Origin of the sequence: Pseudoalteromonas sp. H103, from assembly GCF_001469205.1 — a bacterium.
Taxonomy (GTDB): Bacteria; Pseudomonadota; Gammaproteobacteria; order Enterobacterales; family Alteromonadaceae; genus Pseudoalteromonas; species Pseudoalteromonas carrageenovora.
Genome location: NZ_LOFG01000012.1, coordinates 239,882 through 259,423, shown reverse-complemented (window position 1 = coordinate 259,423; position 19,542 = coordinate 239,882). Strand labels below are relative to the sequence as shown.

Annotated in this window: 20 protein-coding genes; 10 read left to right on the top strand and 10 right to left on the bottom strand. The window is 39.3% G+C overall.

Features of this window, described 5'->3' with window-relative positions:
* Positions 1–2 precede the first annotated feature (2 nt).
* Both ATS74_RS08485 and ATS74_RS08480 read right to left on the bottom strand, forming a co-directional pair.
* A complete protein-coding gene (locus tag ATS74_RS08485; protein WP_058548473.1) occupies positions 3–947 on the bottom strand; it encodes a DUF58 domain-containing protein in 945 nt (314 codons plus the stop codon).
* Between the two features lie 3 nt (positions 948–950).
* Complete coding sequence (locus tag ATS74_RS08480) at positions 951–1,907, bottom strand: AAA family ATPase (RefSeq protein WP_058548472.1); 957 nt, start codon at positions 1,905–1,907, stop codon at positions 951–953.
* A gap of 330 nt (positions 1,908–2,237) precedes the next feature.
* On the opposite strand from ATS74_RS08480, the gene fadI reads away from it, so the two are divergent.
* The 3 genes from fadI (at position 2,238) to ATS74_RS08465 (ending at position 6,482) form a co-directional block, all read left to right on the top strand.
* The gene (fadI, locus tag ATS74_RS08475; RefSeq protein ID WP_024031879.1) at positions 2,238–3,548 is read left to right on the top strand and encodes an acetyl-CoA C-acyltransferase FadI; all 1,311 of its coding nucleotides are present in this window, start codon (positions 2,238–2,240) and stop codon (positions 3,546–3,548) included.
* On the top strand, positions 3,548–5,770 hold the full coding sequence (gene fadJ, locus ATS74_RS08470; RefSeq protein WP_058548471.1) for a fatty acid oxidation complex subunit alpha FadJ: 2,223 nt from the start codon (positions 3,548–3,550) through the stop codon (positions 5,768–5,770). The genes fadI and fadJ overlap by 1 nt, the downstream gene beginning before the upstream one ends.
* 202 nt (positions 5,771–5,972) lie before the next feature.
* Positions 5,973–6,482, top strand: coding sequence for a GNAT family N-acetyltransferase (locus ATS74_RS08465; protein ID WP_058548470.1), 510 nt, complete (start codon positions 5,973–5,975; stop codon positions 6,480–6,482).
* Positions 6,483–6,521: 39 nt separating this feature from the next.
* On the opposite strand, the gene ATS74_RS08460 is transcribed toward ATS74_RS08465, so the two are convergent.
* Positions 6,522–6,908 carry an MmcQ/YjbR family DNA-binding protein gene (locus tag ATS74_RS08460; protein ID WP_058548469.1) on the bottom strand — a complete coding sequence of 129 codons (387 nt, stop codon included), beginning with the start codon at positions 6,906–6,908 and terminating at the stop codon, positions 6,522–6,524.
* Between the two features lie 205 nt (positions 6,909–7,113).
* Here ATS74_RS08460 and efpL point away from each other — a divergent pair, with 205 nt between their 5' ends.
* Entirely contained in the window at positions 7,114–7,686 is a 573-nt protein-coding gene (gene efpL / locus ATS74_RS08455; protein WP_058548468.1) for an elongation factor P-like protein EfpL, read from the top strand.
* Between the two features lie 90 nt (positions 7,687–7,776).
* Here efpL and ATS74_RS08450 read toward each other — a convergent pair whose 3' ends face one another.
* A complete protein-coding gene (locus ATS74_RS08450; protein WP_058548467.1) occupies positions 7,777–8,091 on the bottom strand; it encodes a YebG family protein in 315 nt (104 codons plus the stop codon).
* A gap of 312 nt (positions 8,092–8,403) precedes the next feature.
* Between ATS74_RS08450 and ATS74_RS08440 the strand changes: the two genes are divergently transcribed.
* A complete protein-coding gene (locus ATS74_RS08440) occupies positions 8,404–8,700 on the top strand; it encodes a ComEA family DNA-binding protein (protein WP_058548465.1) in 297 nt (98 codons plus the stop codon).
* Between the two features lie 22 nt (positions 8,701–8,722).
* On the opposite strand, the gene ATS74_RS08435 is transcribed toward ATS74_RS08440, so the two are convergent.
* Complete coding sequence (locus tag ATS74_RS08435) at positions 8,723–9,025, bottom strand: DUF6170 family protein (RefSeq protein ID WP_058548464.1); 303 nt, start codon at positions 9,023–9,025, stop codon at positions 8,723–8,725.
* 1 nt (position 9,026) lies between these two features.
* Positions 9,027–9,545, bottom strand: coding sequence for a disulfide bond formation protein DsbB (gene dsbB, locus ATS74_RS08430; protein ID WP_058548463.1), 519 nt, complete (start codon positions 9,543–9,545; stop codon positions 9,027–9,029).
* Between the two features lie 551 nt (positions 9,546–10,096).
* Between dsbB and fadR the strand changes: the two genes are divergently transcribed.
* Together fadR and ATS74_RS08420 are read left to right on the top strand one after the other, a co-directional pair.
* On the top strand, positions 10,097–10,810 hold the full coding sequence (gene fadR / locus ATS74_RS08425; RefSeq protein ID WP_058548462.1) for a fatty acid metabolism transcriptional regulator FadR: 714 nt from the start codon (positions 10,097–10,099) through the stop codon (positions 10,808–10,810).
* A gap of 236 nt (positions 10,811–11,046) precedes the next feature.
* Positions 11,047–11,652, top strand: a complete 606-nt coding sequence (locus ATS74_RS08420; RefSeq protein ID WP_006793938.1) for a peroxiredoxin — start codon at positions 11,047–11,049, stop codon at positions 11,650–11,652.
* 85 nt (positions 11,653–11,737) lie between these two features.
* On the opposite strand, the gene ATS74_RS08415 is transcribed toward ATS74_RS08420, so the two are convergent.
* Positions 11,738–14,329 carry a TonB-dependent receptor gene (locus ATS74_RS08415; RefSeq protein WP_058548461.1) on the bottom strand — a complete coding sequence of 864 codons (2,592 nt, stop codon included), beginning with the start codon at positions 14,327–14,329 and terminating at the stop codon, positions 11,738–11,740.
* 422 nt (positions 14,330–14,751) lie between these two features.
* On the bottom strand, positions 14,752–15,231 hold the full coding sequence (smpB, locus tag ATS74_RS08410; RefSeq protein ID WP_058548460.1) for an SsrA-binding protein SmpB: 480 nt from the start codon (positions 15,229–15,231) through the stop codon (positions 14,752–14,754).
* A 146-nt stretch (positions 15,232–15,377) separates the two neighbouring features.
* Here smpB and ATS74_RS08405 point away from each other — a divergent pair, with 146 nt between their 5' ends.
* On the top strand, positions 15,378–15,818 hold the full coding sequence (locus ATS74_RS08405) for a type II toxin-antitoxin system RatA family toxin (protein WP_058548459.1): 441 nt from the start codon (positions 15,378–15,380) through the stop codon (positions 15,816–15,818).
* Complete coding sequence (locus ATS74_RS08400; RefSeq protein WP_058548458.1) at positions 15,815–16,132, top strand: RnfH family protein; 318 nt, start codon at positions 15,815–15,817, stop codon at positions 16,130–16,132. Before ATS74_RS08405 ends, ATS74_RS08400 begins: the two co-directional genes overlap by 4 nt.
* 65 nt (positions 16,133–16,197) lie before the next feature.
* Here ATS74_RS08400 and ATS74_RS08395 read toward each other — a convergent pair whose 3' ends face one another.
* Positions 16,198–16,557 carry an outer membrane protein assembly factor BamE gene (locus tag ATS74_RS08395; RefSeq protein ID WP_058548457.1) on the bottom strand — a complete coding sequence of 120 codons (360 nt, stop codon included), beginning with the start codon at positions 16,555–16,557 and terminating at the stop codon, positions 16,198–16,200.
* Positions 16,558–16,664: 107 nt separating this feature from the next.
* Between ATS74_RS08395 and ATS74_RS08390 the strand changes: the two genes are divergently transcribed.
* On the top strand, positions 16,665–16,982 hold the full coding sequence (locus tag ATS74_RS08390) for a GIY-YIG nuclease family protein (RefSeq protein ID WP_058548456.1): 318 nt from the start codon (positions 16,665–16,667) through the stop codon (positions 16,980–16,982).
* Positions 16,983–17,515: 533 nt separating this feature from the next.
* Here the strand turns inward: ATS74_RS08390 and ATS74_RS08385 are convergent.
* A complete protein-coding gene (locus ATS74_RS08385; protein ID WP_058548455.1) occupies positions 17,516–19,435 on the bottom strand; it encodes a methyl-accepting chemotaxis protein in 1,920 nt (639 codons plus the stop codon).
* Between the last annotated feature and the right edge of the window lie 107 nt (positions 19,436–19,542).

The window sequence follows — 19,542 nt, the reverse complement described above, 5'->3', positions numbered from 1 at the left end:
GGTTACTTTCTCACTAATTGCAGTTCAAGCGGGCTGGCTGCATTGAATGATATTAAATTAAGGCCTGATTTAGTTAAGCGATTAAGGCGAGTGCTAAATGCGTGTTTGGCATTTTTTGCAAAGCGTTCTCTAAAACTGTTATCCATTAGCGGAAGGGCAAAGTCTTGGTTATTTGCACTTACCGTAACCGTTTGTTTAAACGCAGGGAGCTGATGCTCAAACGGGTCACTTATATGACAGCCTATTAGTTCGCAGTGGCGGCTTAAAATTTCTAATTGCTTAAAGCTTGCATCATCTAGGGCATTAAAATCAGAGACTAAATACACTAAGCTGCCTGGTTTAGCTAAGTGGTTAAGGCGTTTTAAATTATCGCTAAAGTTGTTAGTGGCTTGTTTGTCTATATTGTTAAGTGCTTGATGGTGGTTGTCGCATAGGTTATGGCAAAGTTTAAGAACGGCTTTTTCGCGTGCGCTTGGCTTAAGTTCTAAATGCGAGTGCTGGTTAAACACAATGCCGCCAATTCTATCACCGCGCTGACACGCCGACCAAGCAACTAGCGCGCTAATGTGCGCAGCCTGTACCGACTTAAGCAGCAGCTTTGAGCCAAATAGCATTGAGTTTGAAAAATCAGTAAATACAAAAACTGGGCGCTCTTTTTCTTCTTGAAAAAGCTTTGTATGGGTTTCGCCGGTGCGCGCTGTTACTCGCCAGTCAATAGAGCGAATATCATCGCCTTGCTGGTAATGGCGCACTTCGGCAAACTCCATTCCTCGGCCTTTATGTGGCGCAAGGTATTGCCCAGTTAAACTATTTTTAATTTTAACTTTTGGTGCAAGCTCGAGTAACTGCGCTTTTGCTTTGTAATACATCAGCTCTTTTAGTGCTAAATTTACACCGTGGCTATGGCTTTCTTTCAGCCATGCCTGAGGGTCTAATTGTTTTTGCATAACTTATGGTACGGCTACAAGTTCAACAATTCGGCTTATTACCTGATCTTTAGTAATGCCATCGGCCTGCGCTTCGTAGCTTAAAATAATACGGTGGCGCAGTACATTATGCACAACGGCTTGAATGTCATCGGGAGCTACAAAATCGCGGCCGTTTAACCAAGCGTGAGCTCGGGCACATTTATCCAGTGCAATAGTTGCACGTGGGCTTGCGCCAAATTCTATCCAACGACCCAGTTGCTCATCTAGTTGCGCGCCTTCTCGTGTTGCAATAATAAGCTGTACTAAATACTGCTCAAGAGGCTCGGCTAAATACAAACCTAAAATTGCTTGGCGGGCAGCAAATAAATCGCTTTGGCTAATTTTTTGTAAAACAGCTTGCTGCTCTTTTAATGCTTCACCTCGAGTTAGGTGTAAAATGTCTAGCTCGTGCTCGGCGCCCGGATAACCAATACTTAAATGTAATAAAAAGCGGTCAAGCTGTGCTTCTGGCAGCGGGTAAGTACCTTCTTGCTCTAGCGGGTTTTGGGTTGCCATAACCATAAACAAATCGCTAAGCGGATAGGTGTTTTTACCTACTGTAACTTGGCGCTCTGCCATGGCTTCTAGTAGTGCTGATTGTACTTTCGCTGGGGCACGGTTTATTTCATCTGCTAAAATAAGATTATGAAACAAAGGGCCTTTTTCAAATACAAACTCGCTGGTTTGTTGGCGGTATATATCGGTGCCTGTTACGTCTGCAGGTAATAAGTCAGGCGTAAATTGTACACGTTGAAACGAGCCTTCAATCCCTTTAGCGAGCGCATTTACAGCACGCGTTTTTGCAAGCCCTGGAGGGCCTTCTACTAATAAATGGCCGTCGGCTAAAATTGCAATAAGTAGTGCTTGAGTGAGCTCTGGCTGGCCAATAATCTGTGTATCTAAGTACGTTTTTAATTGTGAAAATGCGTTAGCTGCCATAATAAGTAGACTGTCCTCGTCAGCTTGGGTTGTACCTAAATTGTTTTAGGTAATAAATTCTGACCTAGTTATAAGGTTTATAATTGAGTAACTCAAGGGTTAGACTTAATTTTTCAAAATAGTTCGTTATTTTTTAACTGTTTTTAGCGTACCACAAAACTTTGTAAAAACGCTTAAAAAAGCCTATTGTGGTAGCCAATATTAAGTACTGTTTATGTATCTGCCTGTAGTGCTTTTGTATAAATTTGTGTTTATCTATTGGCTTTAGCACACGGGTTGTTTAGAATCGAGGAAAACAAACAGGTCAGACCTGTCAGCGGGAGAGCATAAATGTCTGAGCAAAACATACTAAAAACACCAAAGGGCGACCGTATTGCCATAGTTAGCGGCTTACGTACACCTTTTGCAAAACAAGCAACAGCGTTTCACCATGTACCAGCCCTTGATATGGGTAAGTTGGTTGTTAACGAAATGCTTGAACGATTAAATTTCGACAAGTCAGAAATCGATCAACTTGTATTTGGTCAAGTAGTACAAATGCCAGAAGCGCCAAATATTGCACGTGAAATTGTTTTAGGTACGGGTATGCCTGTAGGCGTAGACGCGTATTCTGTATCGCGCGCATGTGCTACCAGCTTTCAGGCCATTGCTAATGTAGCTGAGTCTATTATGGCAGGCTCTGTAAATGTAGGTATTGCCGGTGGCGCCGACTCATCTTCAGTACTGCCAATTGGTGTTAGTAAAAAGCTAGCAGGCAGCTTAGTTGATTTAAATAAAGCGCGTACATTAGGCCAGCGTTTACAAATATTCTCAAAACTACGTTTAAAAGATTTATTACCAGTGCCCCCTGCGGTTGCTGAGTACTCAACAGGCCTTTCAATGGGGCAAACTGCTGAGCAAATGGCTAAAACACATAACATTAGCCGTGAAGATCAAGATGCACTTGCGCATCGCTCGCACTCACTTGCAACCCAAGCATGGGCTGATGGCAAGTTAAAAGATGAAGTAATGACGGCGCACTTACCGCCATACAAAAGCTTTATTGAAGAAGATAATAACATTCGTAAAAATTCAACGGTTGAAGGCTACGCTAAACTTAAACCGGTATTTGACCGCCAACATGGCTCAGTGACCGCAGCAAACGCAACACCTTTAACTGATGGTGCAGCAGCGGTACTGATGATGAGCGAAAGCAAAGCAAAAGCACTAGGCTACGAAATTTTAGGTTATGTACGTAGCTTTGCGTTTTCGGCTATTGGTGTAGAAAAAGACATGCTAATGGGTCCAGCGCACTCAACGCCTATCGCACTAGATAGAGCGGGTATTACACTTGCTGATTTAGATTTAATCGAAATGCACGAAGCGTTTGCATCGCAAACACTTGCCAATATGAAAATGTTTGCATCAGATAAGTTTGCGCAAGAGCAACTTGGTCGTAGCAAAGCAATTGGCGAAATTAACATGGATAAGTTTAACGTTAACGGCGGCTCTTTAGCATATGGTCACCCATTTGCTGCAACAGGTGCTCGCTTAATTACGCAAAGCTTACACGAGCTTAAACGTCGTGGTGGCGGTTTAGCATTAACAACAGCGTGTGCTGCTGGTGGTTTAGGTGCAGCCTTTGTATTGGAGAGCGCGTAATGTCAGATTCAGTATTTAATTTAACGGTAGATGAAAACAAAATTGCCGTAGTAACCATTAATGTGCCGGGTGAGAAAATGAACACCCTGCGCGACTCATTCGCTGATGACTTAAAAGCTTTACTTGAAGCGGCTAAGCAAGAGTCAGTAAAGGGTATGGTATTTATAAGTGGTAAAAGTGATAACTTTATCGCGGGCGCTGATGTAAAAATGCTTGATAGCGTGCAAAAGCGTGAAGATGCTTTAGCAATTAGTGAGCTTTGTCATCAAGCCTTTTTTGATATGACAAAACTACCTTATACAACAGTAAGTGCAATACATGGTGCGGCGCTTGGTGGTGGTTTAGAGTTTGCTTTAGCGTGTGATTACCGCGTAGGCACAGATAGCGATATTACTAAAGTAGGCCTTCCTGAAGTACAACTTGGTTTATTGCCAGGTGGCGGCGGTACGCAGCGTTTAACTAAAATTGTAGGCATTCAAAAAGCACTAGAGTGGATGCTAACAGGTAAGCAGATTCGTCCTAAGCAAGCTAAAAAAGCGGGCGTATTAGACGACGTTGTGCCACAAAGTGTATTGTTAAAAGTCGCTAAAGAATTTGCAGCTAAGAAAAAGCCACAGGATAAAGAGCCTAAGCTTGATAAAGTAAGCAAATTATTAGAGTCAAACCCGTTTGGCCGTAACTTTATCTTTAAAAAGGCGAAAGAAAACGTACTTAAAAAAACCGGCGGACATTACCCAGCACCGCTTGCAATTATTAAGGCTGTGCGTGCAAGTGTAGAGCTTGATAAATTAAAAGCATATAAAACAGAGGCTGAAAGCTTTGCAACACTTGTAATGAGTGATGAATCTAAAGCGCTTCGTAGTATTTTCTTTGCAACCACTGAAATGAAAAAAGAGTGGCGCAACGATGATGCGCCGGCTATTAGTAAAACAGCCGTTTTAGGTGGTGGCTTAATGGGTGCTGGTATCGCACATGTAAGCGCAGTAAAAGCCAAAGTACCTGTGCGTATTAAAGATGTAGCTGAGCAAGGCATTAGTAATGCCATGAACTACACCTACAAAATTTTAGATAAGCGCCTTAAGCGCCGTATTATGTCTAAAGCTGATATGCAGTTAACCATGAACCGTATTACCGGTACAACTGACTACAGCGGCTTTAAACACATTGATTTAGTAGTAGAAGCTGTATTTGAAGACCTAGCCTTAAAGCAGGGTATGGTTGCTGATATAGAGCAGCAATGTCAAAGCAATACTATTTTTGCTAGTAACACGTCATCACTGCCTATTTCACAAATTGCAGCACAGGCGCAGCGTCCAGAAAACGTGATTGGCCTGCATTACTTCTCGCCAGTTGAAAAAATGCCACTAGTGGAAATTATTCCTCATGAAGGGACTTCACAAGAGACCATTGCGCGTGTAGTTAACTTTGCTCGTAAGCAAGGTAAAACGCCAATTGTGGTAAAAGACATGGCTGGTTTTTACGTAAATCGTATTTTAGCGCCTTATGTAAATGAGGCGGCTAATTTAATGCTTGCCGGTGAGCCAATTGAAAAAATAGATGCAGCGCTTGTAGAGTTTGGCTTCCCAGTGGGGCCGCTTGCTTTACTTGACGAAGTAGGGATTGATATAGGCTCTAAAATTGCCCCAATTCTTGAAAAAGAACTAGGCGAACGATTTAAAGCACCAGATGCATTTTCTCGTATGATTGATTCAAAACGCCTAGGCCGTAAAACGGGTCGTGGTTTTTATGAGTACGATAAAAAGAGCAAGAAAGTTGACGAGTCTGTCTATGAGCTATTAGGTGTAACACCTGCACCGCGTTTAAATAAAAGCGAAATTGCTAAGCGTTGTGTATCTCAAATGCTTAACGAAGCCGTACGTTGTTTAGATGATGGCATTATTGCAAGCCCACGTGATGGCGACATTGGCGCTATATTTGGCATTGGCTTCCCACCGTTTTTAGGTGGGCCGTTTAGCTACATGGATAAACTTGGCGCAAGTAAAGTAAGCTCTGACATGTCTACTTTAGCTAACAGCAATGCGAACTTTGCTCCGTGCGATACGTTGGTTGCAATGGCAAACTCAGGCGCTACATTTTACAATGTGCAAACAGCCACTGATGAGCCAAGCTCAGCCACAATTGAAGAGCAAGTAATACACGCTGAATCTTCTGATAAGCAAAATGAAGAAAGCGTAGTAGAGTCACCAAAACAAGACTCTTAACAGCTGCTTTAATAAAAACCGCATTTATATGCGGTTTTTTTATGCCTGCTATTAATAGATACATAATACCAATCCGCAATAATACTTAATTATTTTGCTTTACTATGAATACGTTTTCCCATTCCCAAAATCGATTAATTAAGTGAATTAGTATGTTATGTGTTAGCGTAATTACTTAGTACGTAGGTAAATAAGGGAATTAATGCAGTTATTTACACCCAGATTAACAATGCGCCAATTACAAAGTCGCGACTGGACGCTATTTTTGCAATTACACAGAGAACCACAAGTGCTGCGTTATTGTTACGACATGCCTAGTGAGGCCTTTGTACGCAATCGATTTGAACAGCGCCTAGGTAATTGGGATACAAGCTCTCGAGACCCATTGTGTTTAGTTGTAACAGATAAGGTTTCAGATGTTTTGCTTGGGGTAACAGGTTTTACTTATGATGGAGATACAGCAGAGCTTGGGTACTTATTTATGCCAGAGTATTTTGGCTATGGTTATGCCACAGAATCTTTAAGGGCTGTGATAGATTGGGCATGGAATGAGTGCAAAATAAGCCAGTATAAAGCTGTGGTAACACGTGGGAATATTAATTCTGAAAAGGTACTGAGTAAGTGTGGTTTAACGCATACAGAAACGCTTGCAAGCTCCCACAGCATTAGTGGTAAGCTGTATGATGATTTAATTTATACACTGAAGCTTTAGGGTATTTTAATGGGCTAGTAACGCCTAGCCCAAAAATGCCTACAAATGAAGTAAAATAGCTTGTCGGTCTTTTTCTGGCATGTTTTCTACTACTAAACTGAATGAGTTATCAATCATTCGCTCAATTTCACCTTGTGGAATTGTGCCGTCTAGAATAACAGTGTTCCATAAACGTTTGTTCATATGATAACCAGGGATCACCGCTGGGAAAATGTCACGCAACGAAAGCGCCTCGTCAGGATCACACTTTAAATTAAGCCACCAAATAACTTCTCCATCATCGTTTGTTTCACCATCATTGCCAACAGCAAGAGTAGCAAACATTTTATGATTCACTTTATAAACATCAACCTCTTGCGCAAATGGTTTAGTAACCTGCACAAGTGGTTTTTTAATTAAATACTCATGTACTTTAGTCTGGTCCATGATCCATTCCTTGAAGTCATACTCGGTAAAGCTACCATAGCAGTTTTTTGTTCATTTGATTATATGTATTTTAGTATAAATTAGAATTTTGCAAGCTAATACAACCTAATACAGTAAATGTATATTATAAGATCAACTTAATTGTTGAACAAAATCTAGTTCGTGGTATGTTTCTGCCAATCACAAAAATAATAGGAATACACACATGCCAAAGGCGAGTGAAGTTAAAAAAGGTACAGCTATTGATTTTAATAATCGTGTTTTAGTTGTAAAAGATATTGTGCGCTCTGTGCCGCAGGGTCGTGCAGGTGGTAGCTTATACCGTATGCGTTTATACGATGTAGTAACCGGTGCTAAAGTGGACGAAACATTTAAAGACAGTGATATGTTAACGCTTGCCGACCTTACTCGTCGTGAAGTGATGCTTTCGTATGTAGATGGCGATGAATATGTGTTTATGGATAATGAAGACTACACGCCGTATAACTTAAATAAAGATGCAATAGCAGAAGAAATTCAATTCGTTAATGAAGAAACGCAAGGCGTACACGTAATTGTTATTGATGGCGCTCCGGTAGGCCTTGATTTACCTTCAAGTGTTGAACTTGTTGTTGAAGAAACAGACCCTTCAATTAAAGGTGCTTCAGCAAGTGCTCGCTCTAAACCAGCAAAGCTTTCTACTGGCTTAACTATTTCTGTACCAGAGCATATTTCTACAGGCGATCGCATCCGTATTAATACAGTAGAACACAAATTTATGGGTCGTGCTGAAAAGTAATACCAAACCTTTAGCCCATATAAATACAGGGCTCAAAGTAAAAAGGGAGTAACATTAGTTACTCCCTTTTTATGTGTTTTTTTAATACGGCTAGCTTGCTTGCTGCTCGTCGTCTTTAATTGGCGCTATATTATCAGCTTTCTTATTTTTTGTAGGTGCCTTAGCTGCTGCAGGCTCTTTGCCACCTTTAAGTACTGCCATAAAGTCATCTTTACTTTTTGCAATTTCAAGTGCTAATGATTCGACTTGTTGCTCGCTTAACGGCACATCTACCTTTTCTAACATCAGTTCAAGTGACTCAGCTATATCCAGCATTTTGTCATAGGCATCAGCTTCTTTTTTGGTAGTAAACGTCATGCGCTCAACTCCGTTTCGTTCTACAACATATTTAACAACAACAGCCATGATTTCTCCTGCAAGCTTGCGTGGTACTGTGGTTTATAAAAAACCATTATATTACTGTTTTTATGTACAGTAATGGTTTGCGAAGGATTTTGCAAGCTAAGAGTATTGATTTTCGCTGTCTTAAATTTGACAAAAAACTGTAACTTTACTTTAGTTAAGCAATCACTTGTTGTGCCAGCTGCATTTTCAGGATTTCGGATCATGGTGATAATGCGTTTAGGTACTCTTTAAGTGACGAACTTTTTGTTCCTTGTTTATTGACTTTCCTGAGCAATATTTAAAAACTCATAAAAGAGTAATAAGGACGAACAAATGAAAACTATAAAAAGCTTACTAGTTGTGGGGTTACTATTTTTACTGCCGATTACTGCTGTAAACGCGCAATTACCGGAAGTAACAAAGCAAATGCCACAGTTTGAGACCGTGAGTATAAATAACGCTGATACAAAGGTGCTTGCTCAGTTACCGGGGATTGGCGAAAAAAAAGCTCAAGCCATAGTTGATTATCGCCAAGAAAACGGTGATTTTGAAAATTTAAGTGATTTATCAAATGTTAAAGGTATTGGTAAAAAGTTATTAGAAAAACTAGAAGGTAAAATATCGCTTTAGATAAGCAGGTATAACCAGAGCGCTAACTGCTCTGGTTATATTGTTTTAATGCTTCAGCTAGATGTTTTTTTGCAAAGTTAATTTCGATAGGTGTAGTGAGTAATGGGTAGCAAAGCCCGCCAATAATTAAAAACGGAATTAAAATCCACCCTTTGAACACAGTAAATATTAAAAACAATGGGCTAAGCAGTACTAGCTTTATAATACGCAGTAACACTCTATCAGTAGGTGAAAGCATGCTTAAAGACAAAGCAATTACCTGCTGACGCTGGCGAATTTTTAGCTGTTTTAATTCATCTATTTGGCTAGAAAAAAAGGTGAACATATTAAATCGTCTTTTTAATTAATAAACGGCAAGTTACTAAAATAAATAACGTTACAGTAAATAATGCAAATATGATTTCCATCCAAGCTGGCATACTTAAGCTCGCAAATTGCCAATCTATATTGCCACAATCACCTGTTGCTTGAAAAAAACTTGGGATCCACTTGTGCAGCGGCATAAACGATGGGAAGTTTGGTTCAAACTCACAGCTAAATGCAAAAGGATCTGTAGTGGTTTGCATATCGATATGTTCACGGGCGATTAGGTAACCCCAAATACTCGATACACCCCACACTAAATATGCAAAGGCTCTTACAAGTTTGTTTTGAGGTTTAGCCGAGCCAATAATACCTGCGCCTAATAAACCTAACACAGCGGTACGCTGATAGATGCACATAATGCACGGCGCTAAGCCCATCTGGTATTGAAAAAATAGTGCGGTGACTTCTAGTAAAAAAACAATGCCAGTAAATAACAACCATGGTGTACGTTGAGTGGGGAGGTGTGCGAGCCAGTTCATAAAAATTCCGCATTTAAATAAGACGTTAGATTATGTACTAGGATAAAGTAAGCAGCAACAAAAAGGAAAAAAAAGCTACCGAAGTCGCTTTTTTTAAGATGAGCTAAATGGTTGCTTACAACAACTCCTACCTTAGCTAATTGATACTCAATAACTAGTGCGAATAAATATTTTGATTATATCGCTCTACCTTTACATTTTATGTGAGCAGTTCTCAAAGGTGCCTAAATATTCAAGTAAAACGCGCTGTTATTAAGGTGTATCTTTTTATTTTTACTATACATAGTCACTGGCAAGCTAATGTATATATAAAATTAAGCATAACAAATTAATTAATAGTAACTATGTACCTACAATGAACGTTAGTAAGCTAAAAATACAAATATGACTATTTTATGCAAAGTTAAATTTGATCATTTGCTAATTTGAAATTTCTACTCATTTGCTTGGCTAATATAACTTACTTTACTTGTTAGTTGTGTTTCGTCTGGTACAATCAGTCAGTTATTCGTGAAAAACGATAAGTGTTGATTAATTCGAGTGGGAATTGAATGAGAATTTTTAAAGCGAAAAGCCCAGCAGGTTTTGCTGAAGAATATATAGTTGAGTCTATTTGGAATGGCGATTTCCCTCCAGGTTCAATTCTACCAGCAGAGCGAGAGCTTTCAGAGTTAATTGGCGTAACAAGAACAACTTTACGTGAAGTTTTGCAGCGTTTAGCGCGCGATGGCTGGTTAACCATTCAGCATGGCAAACCAACTAAAGTAAATAACTTTTGGGAAACATCGGGCTTAAATATACTTGAAACACTAGCGCGCCTAGATGAAGACAAAATGCCAGAGCTTACAGATCAGCTTTTATCTGCGCGAACGAATATAAGTGCTATCTATACACGTGCCGCTATTAAGTTAAACCCAGAACGTGTAATTGAAATTTTATCAGAAAGTGATGAGTTAGAAGATACAGCTCAAGCATTCGCTGATTACGATTATAAAGTACATCACGAACTTGCCGTTGCAGGTAACAATCGTATTTATGTACTTATATTGAACGGCTTTAGAGGTTTTTACTTTAAGATTGGTTGTCATTACTTTTCAGATGCGGGTACTCGCGAGTTAGCTCGTCAGTTCTACAAGGATTTAACTGTTCTTGCTCAAAACAGAGAGCATGACGGAGCTATTTCGATGATGCGTAAGTTTGGCCATCAAACTGGCGAAATTTGGCAAAAAATTCGTGATGATATGCCTTCCGATATAATGGATTAAATTGATATTAAAAACCTGCATTTGCAGGTTTTTTTGTATCTCTAATGCAGTATTTACTTATATTCGGTATTTTCGATTGCTCATATCGCTAAATACGATTGTTCTTTTATATCGAATAACTCTAGAATGCCAAATAATTATATGTTTGCGCTATTGGTTTTTAATTTTTAGTGCCCATATAACTATCAGTATTGCGTTAGCAATCTAAAACAAACTCAAAATATTTGGAGAATAAAATGGGTGTATTAGTAGGCCGCCAGGCACCAGACTTTACCGCTGCAGCTGTTCTAGGTAACGGTGAAATTGTAGATAGCTACAACCTTCACGAAACTATTAAAGGTAAAAAAGCAGTAATCTTCTTTTACCCACTAGATTTCACGTTTGTATGTCCTTCTGAACTTATCGCATTTGATAAGCGTTTTGAAGAATTTAAAAAGCGTGGCGTAGAAGTAATTGGTGTTTCTATCGATTCACAATTCTCACATAACGCATGGCGTAACACGCCTGTAGCTGACGGCGGTATTGGTAAAGTTCAATACGCACTAGTTGCAGACGTTAAACACGAAATCTGTAAAGCATACGACGTTGAGCACCCAGAAGCGGGTGTTGCATTTCGTGGTTCTTTCTTAATCGATGAAGAAGGTAACGTACGTCACCAAGTAGTGAACGATTTACCACTTGGCCGTAACATCGACGAAATGATCCGTATGGTTGACGCTTTAGCATTTCACAGCGAAAACGGCGAAGTTTGCCCAGCTGGTTGGACTGAAGGTAAAAAAGGTATGGACGCAAGCCCTGAAGGTGTTGCTAAATTCCTATCTGAAAACGAAGGCGAGCTATAATTTAGCCCTTTGCTTTTAATAAAAAACCGCCAAATGGCGGTTTTTTTGTTTTAAGCATAACCCATTTTAAATGGCTTTTAGCTAATTAAAACGAGAAGCTAACTTTAGTATAGAAGTAACGGCCTCTAGGGTTGTGTACACCTGAAGCATAACCGTATAAATCAGCGTCACCATCACCAATTGCAAATGGTGGCTCTTCATCAAATAAGTTATTTACACCTAACGATACTTTAGTTGAGTCAGTAACACGGTAAGACGTTTGTAAGTCTACCAATGTTTGCGAATCAACCATGCGTGATGTGTTGCTATCAAAGTCTAAATTACCGTCAAAATCAATATCAGGAGTATCTTCAAACTCACCTACATAACTGATGTTTACGTTTGTATTAAACTCGCCAATTTCCCAGTTTGTAGAGAAAATCCAGCGGTGCTCTGGATAGCCATACTCACCGGTGTAATCACGACCATCTTTTTCAAATTTATCTTGGTAAGCCCATTCTAGGTTAAATTTAAACAAACCTAGGTCATCAAGTGAGTGATTGTAGTTAGCTGAAACATCAATCCCAGATACTTCTTGCGAAGAAACGTTTTCAAATGTGCTGTAAATTTTTTGAATTGTTCCTAAGCTGTCGCCACCTGTAGGTGCTAAACGCACACATACAGTGCTATCTTGGTTATTACACTCAGAGTTATAAATTGGACCAAACTCTTGCTCATCAATTTTGTTATCTTGAGTGATGCTCCACACATCAATACTTAAACCGAATTCAGCTGTAGGCGCCCAAATGAAGCCTACATTCCATGATTCTGATTCTTCAGCTTCAAGATCAGGGTTACCAGCAAATTCAATATTGTAATCAAGTGCATCACAATCCAAGCCGGTTGCTTCACAGCGGTATGTATCTACAAAGAATTGGCTTTCTTGAGATGGACCCAAACCAACTTGTGCCAAAGAAGGCGCTCTAAAACCTTGTGCCCAAGAGCCACGTACTGTGATTTCATCAGTAGGTGCCCAGCGAAGAGCTACTTTAGGATTCGTTGTTGTACCAAAGTCACTGTAGTCATCGTAACGACCAGCAAGTTGTAGCTCTAAATTATCAGCAAGAGGGATAGAAAACTCAACATAGGCTGCGTATTGTTCACGATCTGCAGACGCAGATACAGACTCAGTACCGAATATTAAACCACGTTGAAATTGATCATCAGGAATGTCATTAACGTCTTCTTCACGGTATTCAATACCTGCTGCCATCATTACTACGTCATCGCCAAAACTAAAAGCTTCGCCTGTAATGTTTGCATCAAAAGAGGTCATATGAGACTCACCACGACGCACTAAGCTTGTTGTAATACGATCAATTACAGCAGGGTCGTTGTATGTGCCACCAAATGGGTTGTAGTTTCCTGCATCAATTTCTTGTTGTAAGAAATCAGTACGAACCCAGCCTTGTGTTCTATCACCTGTTTGAAGAGATTTACTACGGCCTTTTTGTACCGCGGTTTCCCAGCTCCAGTCGTTAAATTCACCTCTAAGCCCTGCAACAAAGCGAAGCGTATCTGATTCAATATCCCATTGGCGTGCGCCAGCATCAACGGTACGGTAACGACCAATTTGAATGTCTTCACCAAATGGATTGTTAGGGTGATTCGCTGGGACAGTTAAGCCTGCATCTTCATCAAGTGGAGTAGGGGCTCCGGCTGCAACAGACGTATTGTGCTGTACTGCCATTTCTAAAAAGCCTGTAATGCCATTGTCAAAGTTATATTCAAATTGAGAAATAGCACCTACGCGCTCAGACTCTGGTGCAATATAACCGTATGGGCCGTAATCAAATAAACAACTACCGCTTGAAGTTGCGTTTTCTGCAGGACAAGCCGGATCAATTGTTTTAACACCATCTACATAAAAATATCCCGGGAAACCACGAGATGAGCGAAAATCCTCCCCCCCATAAGGTGACTGATTTGCTGTACCTAAGCTGCCCATTTCATCAGATGATAGTGAGGTGTTTTTAAAGTAATCAATGATCACAGAAGCACTACTTTTCTCGCTAGTAGTACCCCATACTAAGCTTGCTGTTGTTTCTTCATAGCTTGGGCCATCAGTACCACCGTAGCCTAAATTAACTTCAACACCGTCAATGTCTTTTTTCAAGATAACGTTTACAACACCGGCTACTGCGTCTGAGCCGTAAATAGCAGATGCGCCATCTTTTAAAATATCTATACGCTCAATTGCTGATACAGGAATGCTGTTAATATCTACAAATGAGTTTGTGATACCTTCGGCAAATGCACTAATAGATACACGGCGGCCATTGATTAGTACGAGCGTAGCATCAGCACCTAAACCACGTAAACTAACAGCAGCAGACCCATTTGCAGTTGAATCTTGGTTGTTACCACGTGTAGAGAAGGTACCGCTACCCGCTACAGGCATTCTTTCGAGGAGTTGTTGTAGGTTGTCATAACCCATGTTCTCAATATCAGCTCTTCCGATTGATTGAACCGGAGAGGGCCCTTCGATATCTGAACGTTTAATTCGTGAGCCAGTTACTTCAATGCGCTCTACTTTTTTAGCTTCTTCAGCAGCGTAAGTTGTTGTTGTAAAACCTGCTGAAAGTGCGATTGTTGCACCTGCAATTAAGCTAGGTGTAAATGCAGTTGATTGCTTCATCCTTAAGTCCTTGTTGATATGTTATAAATTTAGTTGCTCAATACCAATCCTTTTTAAATTGTTAAATAAATCCCATATTTAAGCGGATTGATATAACAAGCGACGACATTAATATCATGTAACTTAAGTGTTAGCAATTAGACTCAAATGTGATTTTAGTATGGCTTTTAGTATGTTTTTGGATGATTTTAAAACAGATGTTAAGCGCTGAAGAAGGTTGAAATAGGCGTATATGCTTTATTTTGGAAATAAAAAATACAGCCTAAATGAGAGTAATAATTAAATTAATTAATTCACAATAAAATTGTAATAAATTATTTACATATATACTCTGTGTGAATAGTAATCTTGTTGTATATTAATAAAACAAATAATAGTTAACTTTTTTATAAAAAAACGCCTAACTTAGTTAGGCGCTGTACTTATACTTTGTGCTTCATTAAACGTTCTTTTTCGCGAGACCAATCTTTATTTTTTCCATCTTCGCGTTTGTCATGCATTTTTTTACCTTTCGCTAAATGAAACTCTAGTTTCACCCAGCATTTTTTCCAATACATGGCTGTGGCTACCAACGAGTAGCCATCGCGTTCGGTTGCGCCGACTAATCTATCAAGCTCTCTTCGGCTTAATAGAAGTTTGCGGTATCGCATAGGATCGCAAATAACATGGGTTGATGCGCTGTTTAAAGGCTGAATTTGACTGCCTAATAAAAACGCTTCGCCATTTTTAAGGTGAATGTAAGTTTCTGAGATGTTTACCTTACCTGCTCGGATACTTTTCACTTCCCAGCCTTGTAGTTCAACACCTGCTTCAAACTTGTCGTGTAAAAAATACTCATGACGCGCTTTTTTGTTTAGCGCGATGGTATTACTATTCGATTTTGATGATTTGTTCTTAGCCATAGTGCCCTATAATATACGTATTAAGAGATGTTTTACATCGATTTTTTAATTCTGCATTTAAAATAATCAGGTTAATTTAAGCGCCATGAAAATTTGGGGAAACGCGCAAAGCTTGCTAAAATTCGCCCACACAGTTGGGAGTGAGTATGCCACAAATAGAAAAAAGTGCGCTGGTTATGTACAGCACCAAAGAGATGTTTGATCTAGTTAATGATGTAGAAGCTTATCCAGAGTTTTTACCTAACTGTTCAGACTCAAAAATTGTTTCACAGCATGATAATAACATGACAGCGAGCTTAGAAATATCTAAGGCGGGTATAAAAAAGTGGTTTACTACCGAAAATACATTTATTGATGAGCAAACTGTTGCACTGCGTTTAGTTGATGGGCCATTTAAGATGCTACAAGGGCGCTGGCACTTTCAAGCATTAGATAAAACAGCATGTAAAGTTAACTTAGAGCTTGAGTTTGAATTTTCGAGCAAGTTAGTTGAGCTTGCATTTGGCAAAATATTTAATGATGTTGCTAAAAATATGGTGAGTGCTTTTACTCAACGAGCTAAGCAAGTTTACGGATCGCGATTATGATTAATATAGAAGTTGTATTTGCATTGCCTACTACGGCGACAAGCTTATCTATAGAAGTGCCACAAGGTACTACTGCCGAGCAAGGGGTTATTCAGTCAGGTATTATTGAAAAGTGCCCTGAAATAGACCCAACTGCGCTAACATTGGGCGTATGGAATCGAACAGTAAAGGCTAACTATGAGCTAAAAGAGGGTGACAGAATAGAAATTTATCGCCCATTAATAGCAGATCCTAAAGATGCTCGAAGAAAGCGTGCAGAAAAAGCTAAAGAAGAAGGCCGCGCTAACAAAATTACAGGCGGGCGCCCTCTGTAAAATAAAAAAAGGTGAGCAATGCTCACCTTTTTATATTGTTAAGTTATTTATTGCTCTATAGGTGCTTATTGCTCAAGCGGAGTATTAAACTCTTCAGGTTGGTCGTAATCACCTAGTACAGCAACTAATTTCTCGTTTTCAAATTTAATCACCAACTCTTTTTGTTGCTCGTTTTTACGACCTTTATTGAAGCTATAAACATAGTGCCATGTGCTTTTATCAAAGGCATCTTCAGCAATAGGGCGACCTAATACATAAATAACTTGCTCTCGAGTCATGTTTACACGAAGCTTATCTACATCCGATTGTTCTAAAAAGTTACCCTGTGGGATGTTTATTCTGTATACCCAGCTAGAACAGCCCGCTAATGAGCTAAATGTTAAAGCGACGATAAGCCAAAGAGAAAAAGTTTTTAACGACTGCATTGTTAGTTGTGATCCTTATTTTTTATAATCTGCATGATACCGATTAGTCACTGAAGGTAAAACCCTTTTAAGCAATTGTTTTTTGTTAAGGGTGTTAAGGTAATGTTTTGACCATAAATAATGAAAAAAGTTTACAGCGTATTGATGCAAAGGCATTAAAAAACGAGTCTATGTGGTTTTTATACATAGTTGAAACACGATTTGGGCATTGGTATACAGGGATCACAACGAACGTTGAAAAACGTTTTGCAACTCACCAAGCAGGTAAGGGGGCTAAAAACCTAAAAGGTAAGGGTCCGCTTTTACTTATACACCAACAGCAAGTAGGTAATAAAAGCGAAGCGAGTAAGCTGGAATATAAGCTAAAAAAACTGACTAGAGCAAAAAAAGAAGCGTATGTATTTGCTTACACTTGCAAAGATTAAGCTAGGATTAGGGCGTGTTGATCTTTGATGGTTGAATTTTCAGCAGTATGTTTGGTTTTTAGGCAAGGCAGAGCCTATGAAGTGTGGTTACTCCCCATAAATAGGCGATAACGCAGCATAAATGCCAAACATGCGTTGCCCTTCGGGTTCTGCCTAGGGGCGATAAACTCTTTGTTACTCGGTTTTTACTTAGCCCACTAGGTTACAAACCTCGCGCCGCGATTTAATCGCCCCTAGATTGAACAAATTTCAATCCGCAAAGATCAACACGCCCTAGTTAATTAATACATCAACTAATAGTGCATCGAGTTTAAAGCGACATATCAACATTTTAAATGTACACCTTGCACTCCAATAGGCTTTTAAAGGTAACTTCTAATCAGCTACATTAACAACCAGGTGTACGGATAACTTAAAACGAGTATGTGGTGGGTATGATAAATGGTGAGTTAATGGGGGTTATAAAACACCTTTAAACAACACTAAATGTTTATAGTGATGCTCAAAGGTGTCATTCAATCGCTTTTATTTTCTTAACGGTGTTTTTCAAAAGTAGCAACTAATGCATCAAGTGTTTGTGCACTGTTTGCTAAGTCGCGAATAGCTTGTTCAGTATTAATTTGCTCGCTCATTGCTTTATCGCTAATTTCACTGATTTGTTCAATGTTCCGCCCTACATCAGCAACTACATTGCTTTGTTGCTCAGTAGCCGTTGCTATGAGTGCAGCCATATCATTTATTTGATTAGCCGTTTCGCTAATTGCATCAAGAAGCTCAACCGAACTTTGCATTGCCCCCACACTTTGCTGGGCTTTATTTTTTGATTGGCTAATATCATTAACCACATCGTCAGAGATTTTAGTGAGCTCTTCAATCATAGATTGAATCTCAGTTGTTGATTGAGATGTACGATTAGCCAATGCACGTACTTCATCTGCTACTACAGCAAAACCGCGTCCGTGTTCACCTGCACGAGCAGACTCAATGGCAGCATTTAGGGCAAGTAAGTTAGTTTGCTCTGAAATGCCTCTAATTGAGTCAACAATGCTTGCTATATCAACTGTTTTTTTAGAGAGCAGAGTAACCTGCTCGGTTATGCCGTCAATATCGCTAGCTAGGGCTGAAATTGTTGCCTGGCTTTGCAATACTTGTTTATGGCTTTGAACGGTATTTTCGCGACTGTTATCAGTTAGTTTTGCTGTGTTTGCCGCGCTTTGAGCTATTTCTTGCACGGTCGCGCCCATTTCATTAATTGCAGCTGCCACAGAAATTGTTTGCTCTTTTTGACTATCTATTGCTTGTGAGTTTCGTTTTGCTTGTTCAAAAACATGATCAGAGCTTTGACGAATATCATGGCTTTCGCTTGCCACTTGAGTAATCGCTGTTTCTATTTTATTGATAAACTGATTAAAGCCATTACTTAAATTATTAAGCTCTGGTTGGCTCGATTCAGGTAGTCGGTACGCTAAATTAGCATCACCAGATCCCAACCTTGAAAATAGCTCAGCCATTTTAGAAAGTGGAGATGAAAGCGAGCGAGCAAGTAAATAACTAACTAAGCTAGCAATGATTGCAATTATCAAAGTGAAGGTAAATATTTGCCACTGTAGTGTACTAACACTTGCAAATACTTCACTTTTTGGTACTTGTGCAACAACGTATAAATCAGTGTTTTTAATAGGTGTAGCGGCGATTAGTGTTGGTTCACTATTTAAGCTTATTTCTTCTAGCGCAAAGCCGTTTTGGTTAAATAATTGGTTGTGAATATTTGCAGTATATAAATCATCAATATTCGCTTTAGCTACTTTATTGGCATCTTTATGAAGTTGAATTAGGCCGTTTTTATCTGCAATAAATACAAAGCCTGTTTTTTCAATTTTAAACTGTTGTAAAAGCTTTTGCATATCTGTGATGCTTTTAGCTAAACCCGCTAAACCAGTGCCATTTGCTTGCTGGTGATTTACAAACATTTTTACGTCATTAGCAGACTCTTGATAAATACTTATGGAGTAGGGCTGTTTAGATTGTGTAAAACCAAAAAACCAGCCATCTGCGGCATCATTTTGTAGCACACGTAAAAAACCGTGTTGGTTCCAATATTGTGCTGTATTTCTATTTGCCCAAGATGCAGTGGCTAAATCAAATTGTGAGGCGACTCGGTTTAACTCTTTTAATAACAGCGTGTCGTCTTGGTTATTAGACTCAGCCCACTGTAATATAAACTCATTTGATGATAGCTGCTGTGCAGCACCTAATAGCTCGTTTATTTCACCACCGATATGGTTACTTATTGTTTGCAGTTTGCTTGGCAATTCTGATTCGATCATACGTTGCTCAATAATATCTTCAGAGCTGTATAACGAAGTTAAGCCAATAAGTGCAGCTACGCATATAGCAATACCGCTTCCAAGAGCCGTTATTTTTTGAGTGATTGAAAGGTTTTTTATCATCATGATATTAATTATTTTTACAACTGAGTAGAGAGCTATGTTAGCACATTATTTATTTTGAGCTAACTATTGGCTAAAGCACAATTAATGAACTTACATTGAATTTATTA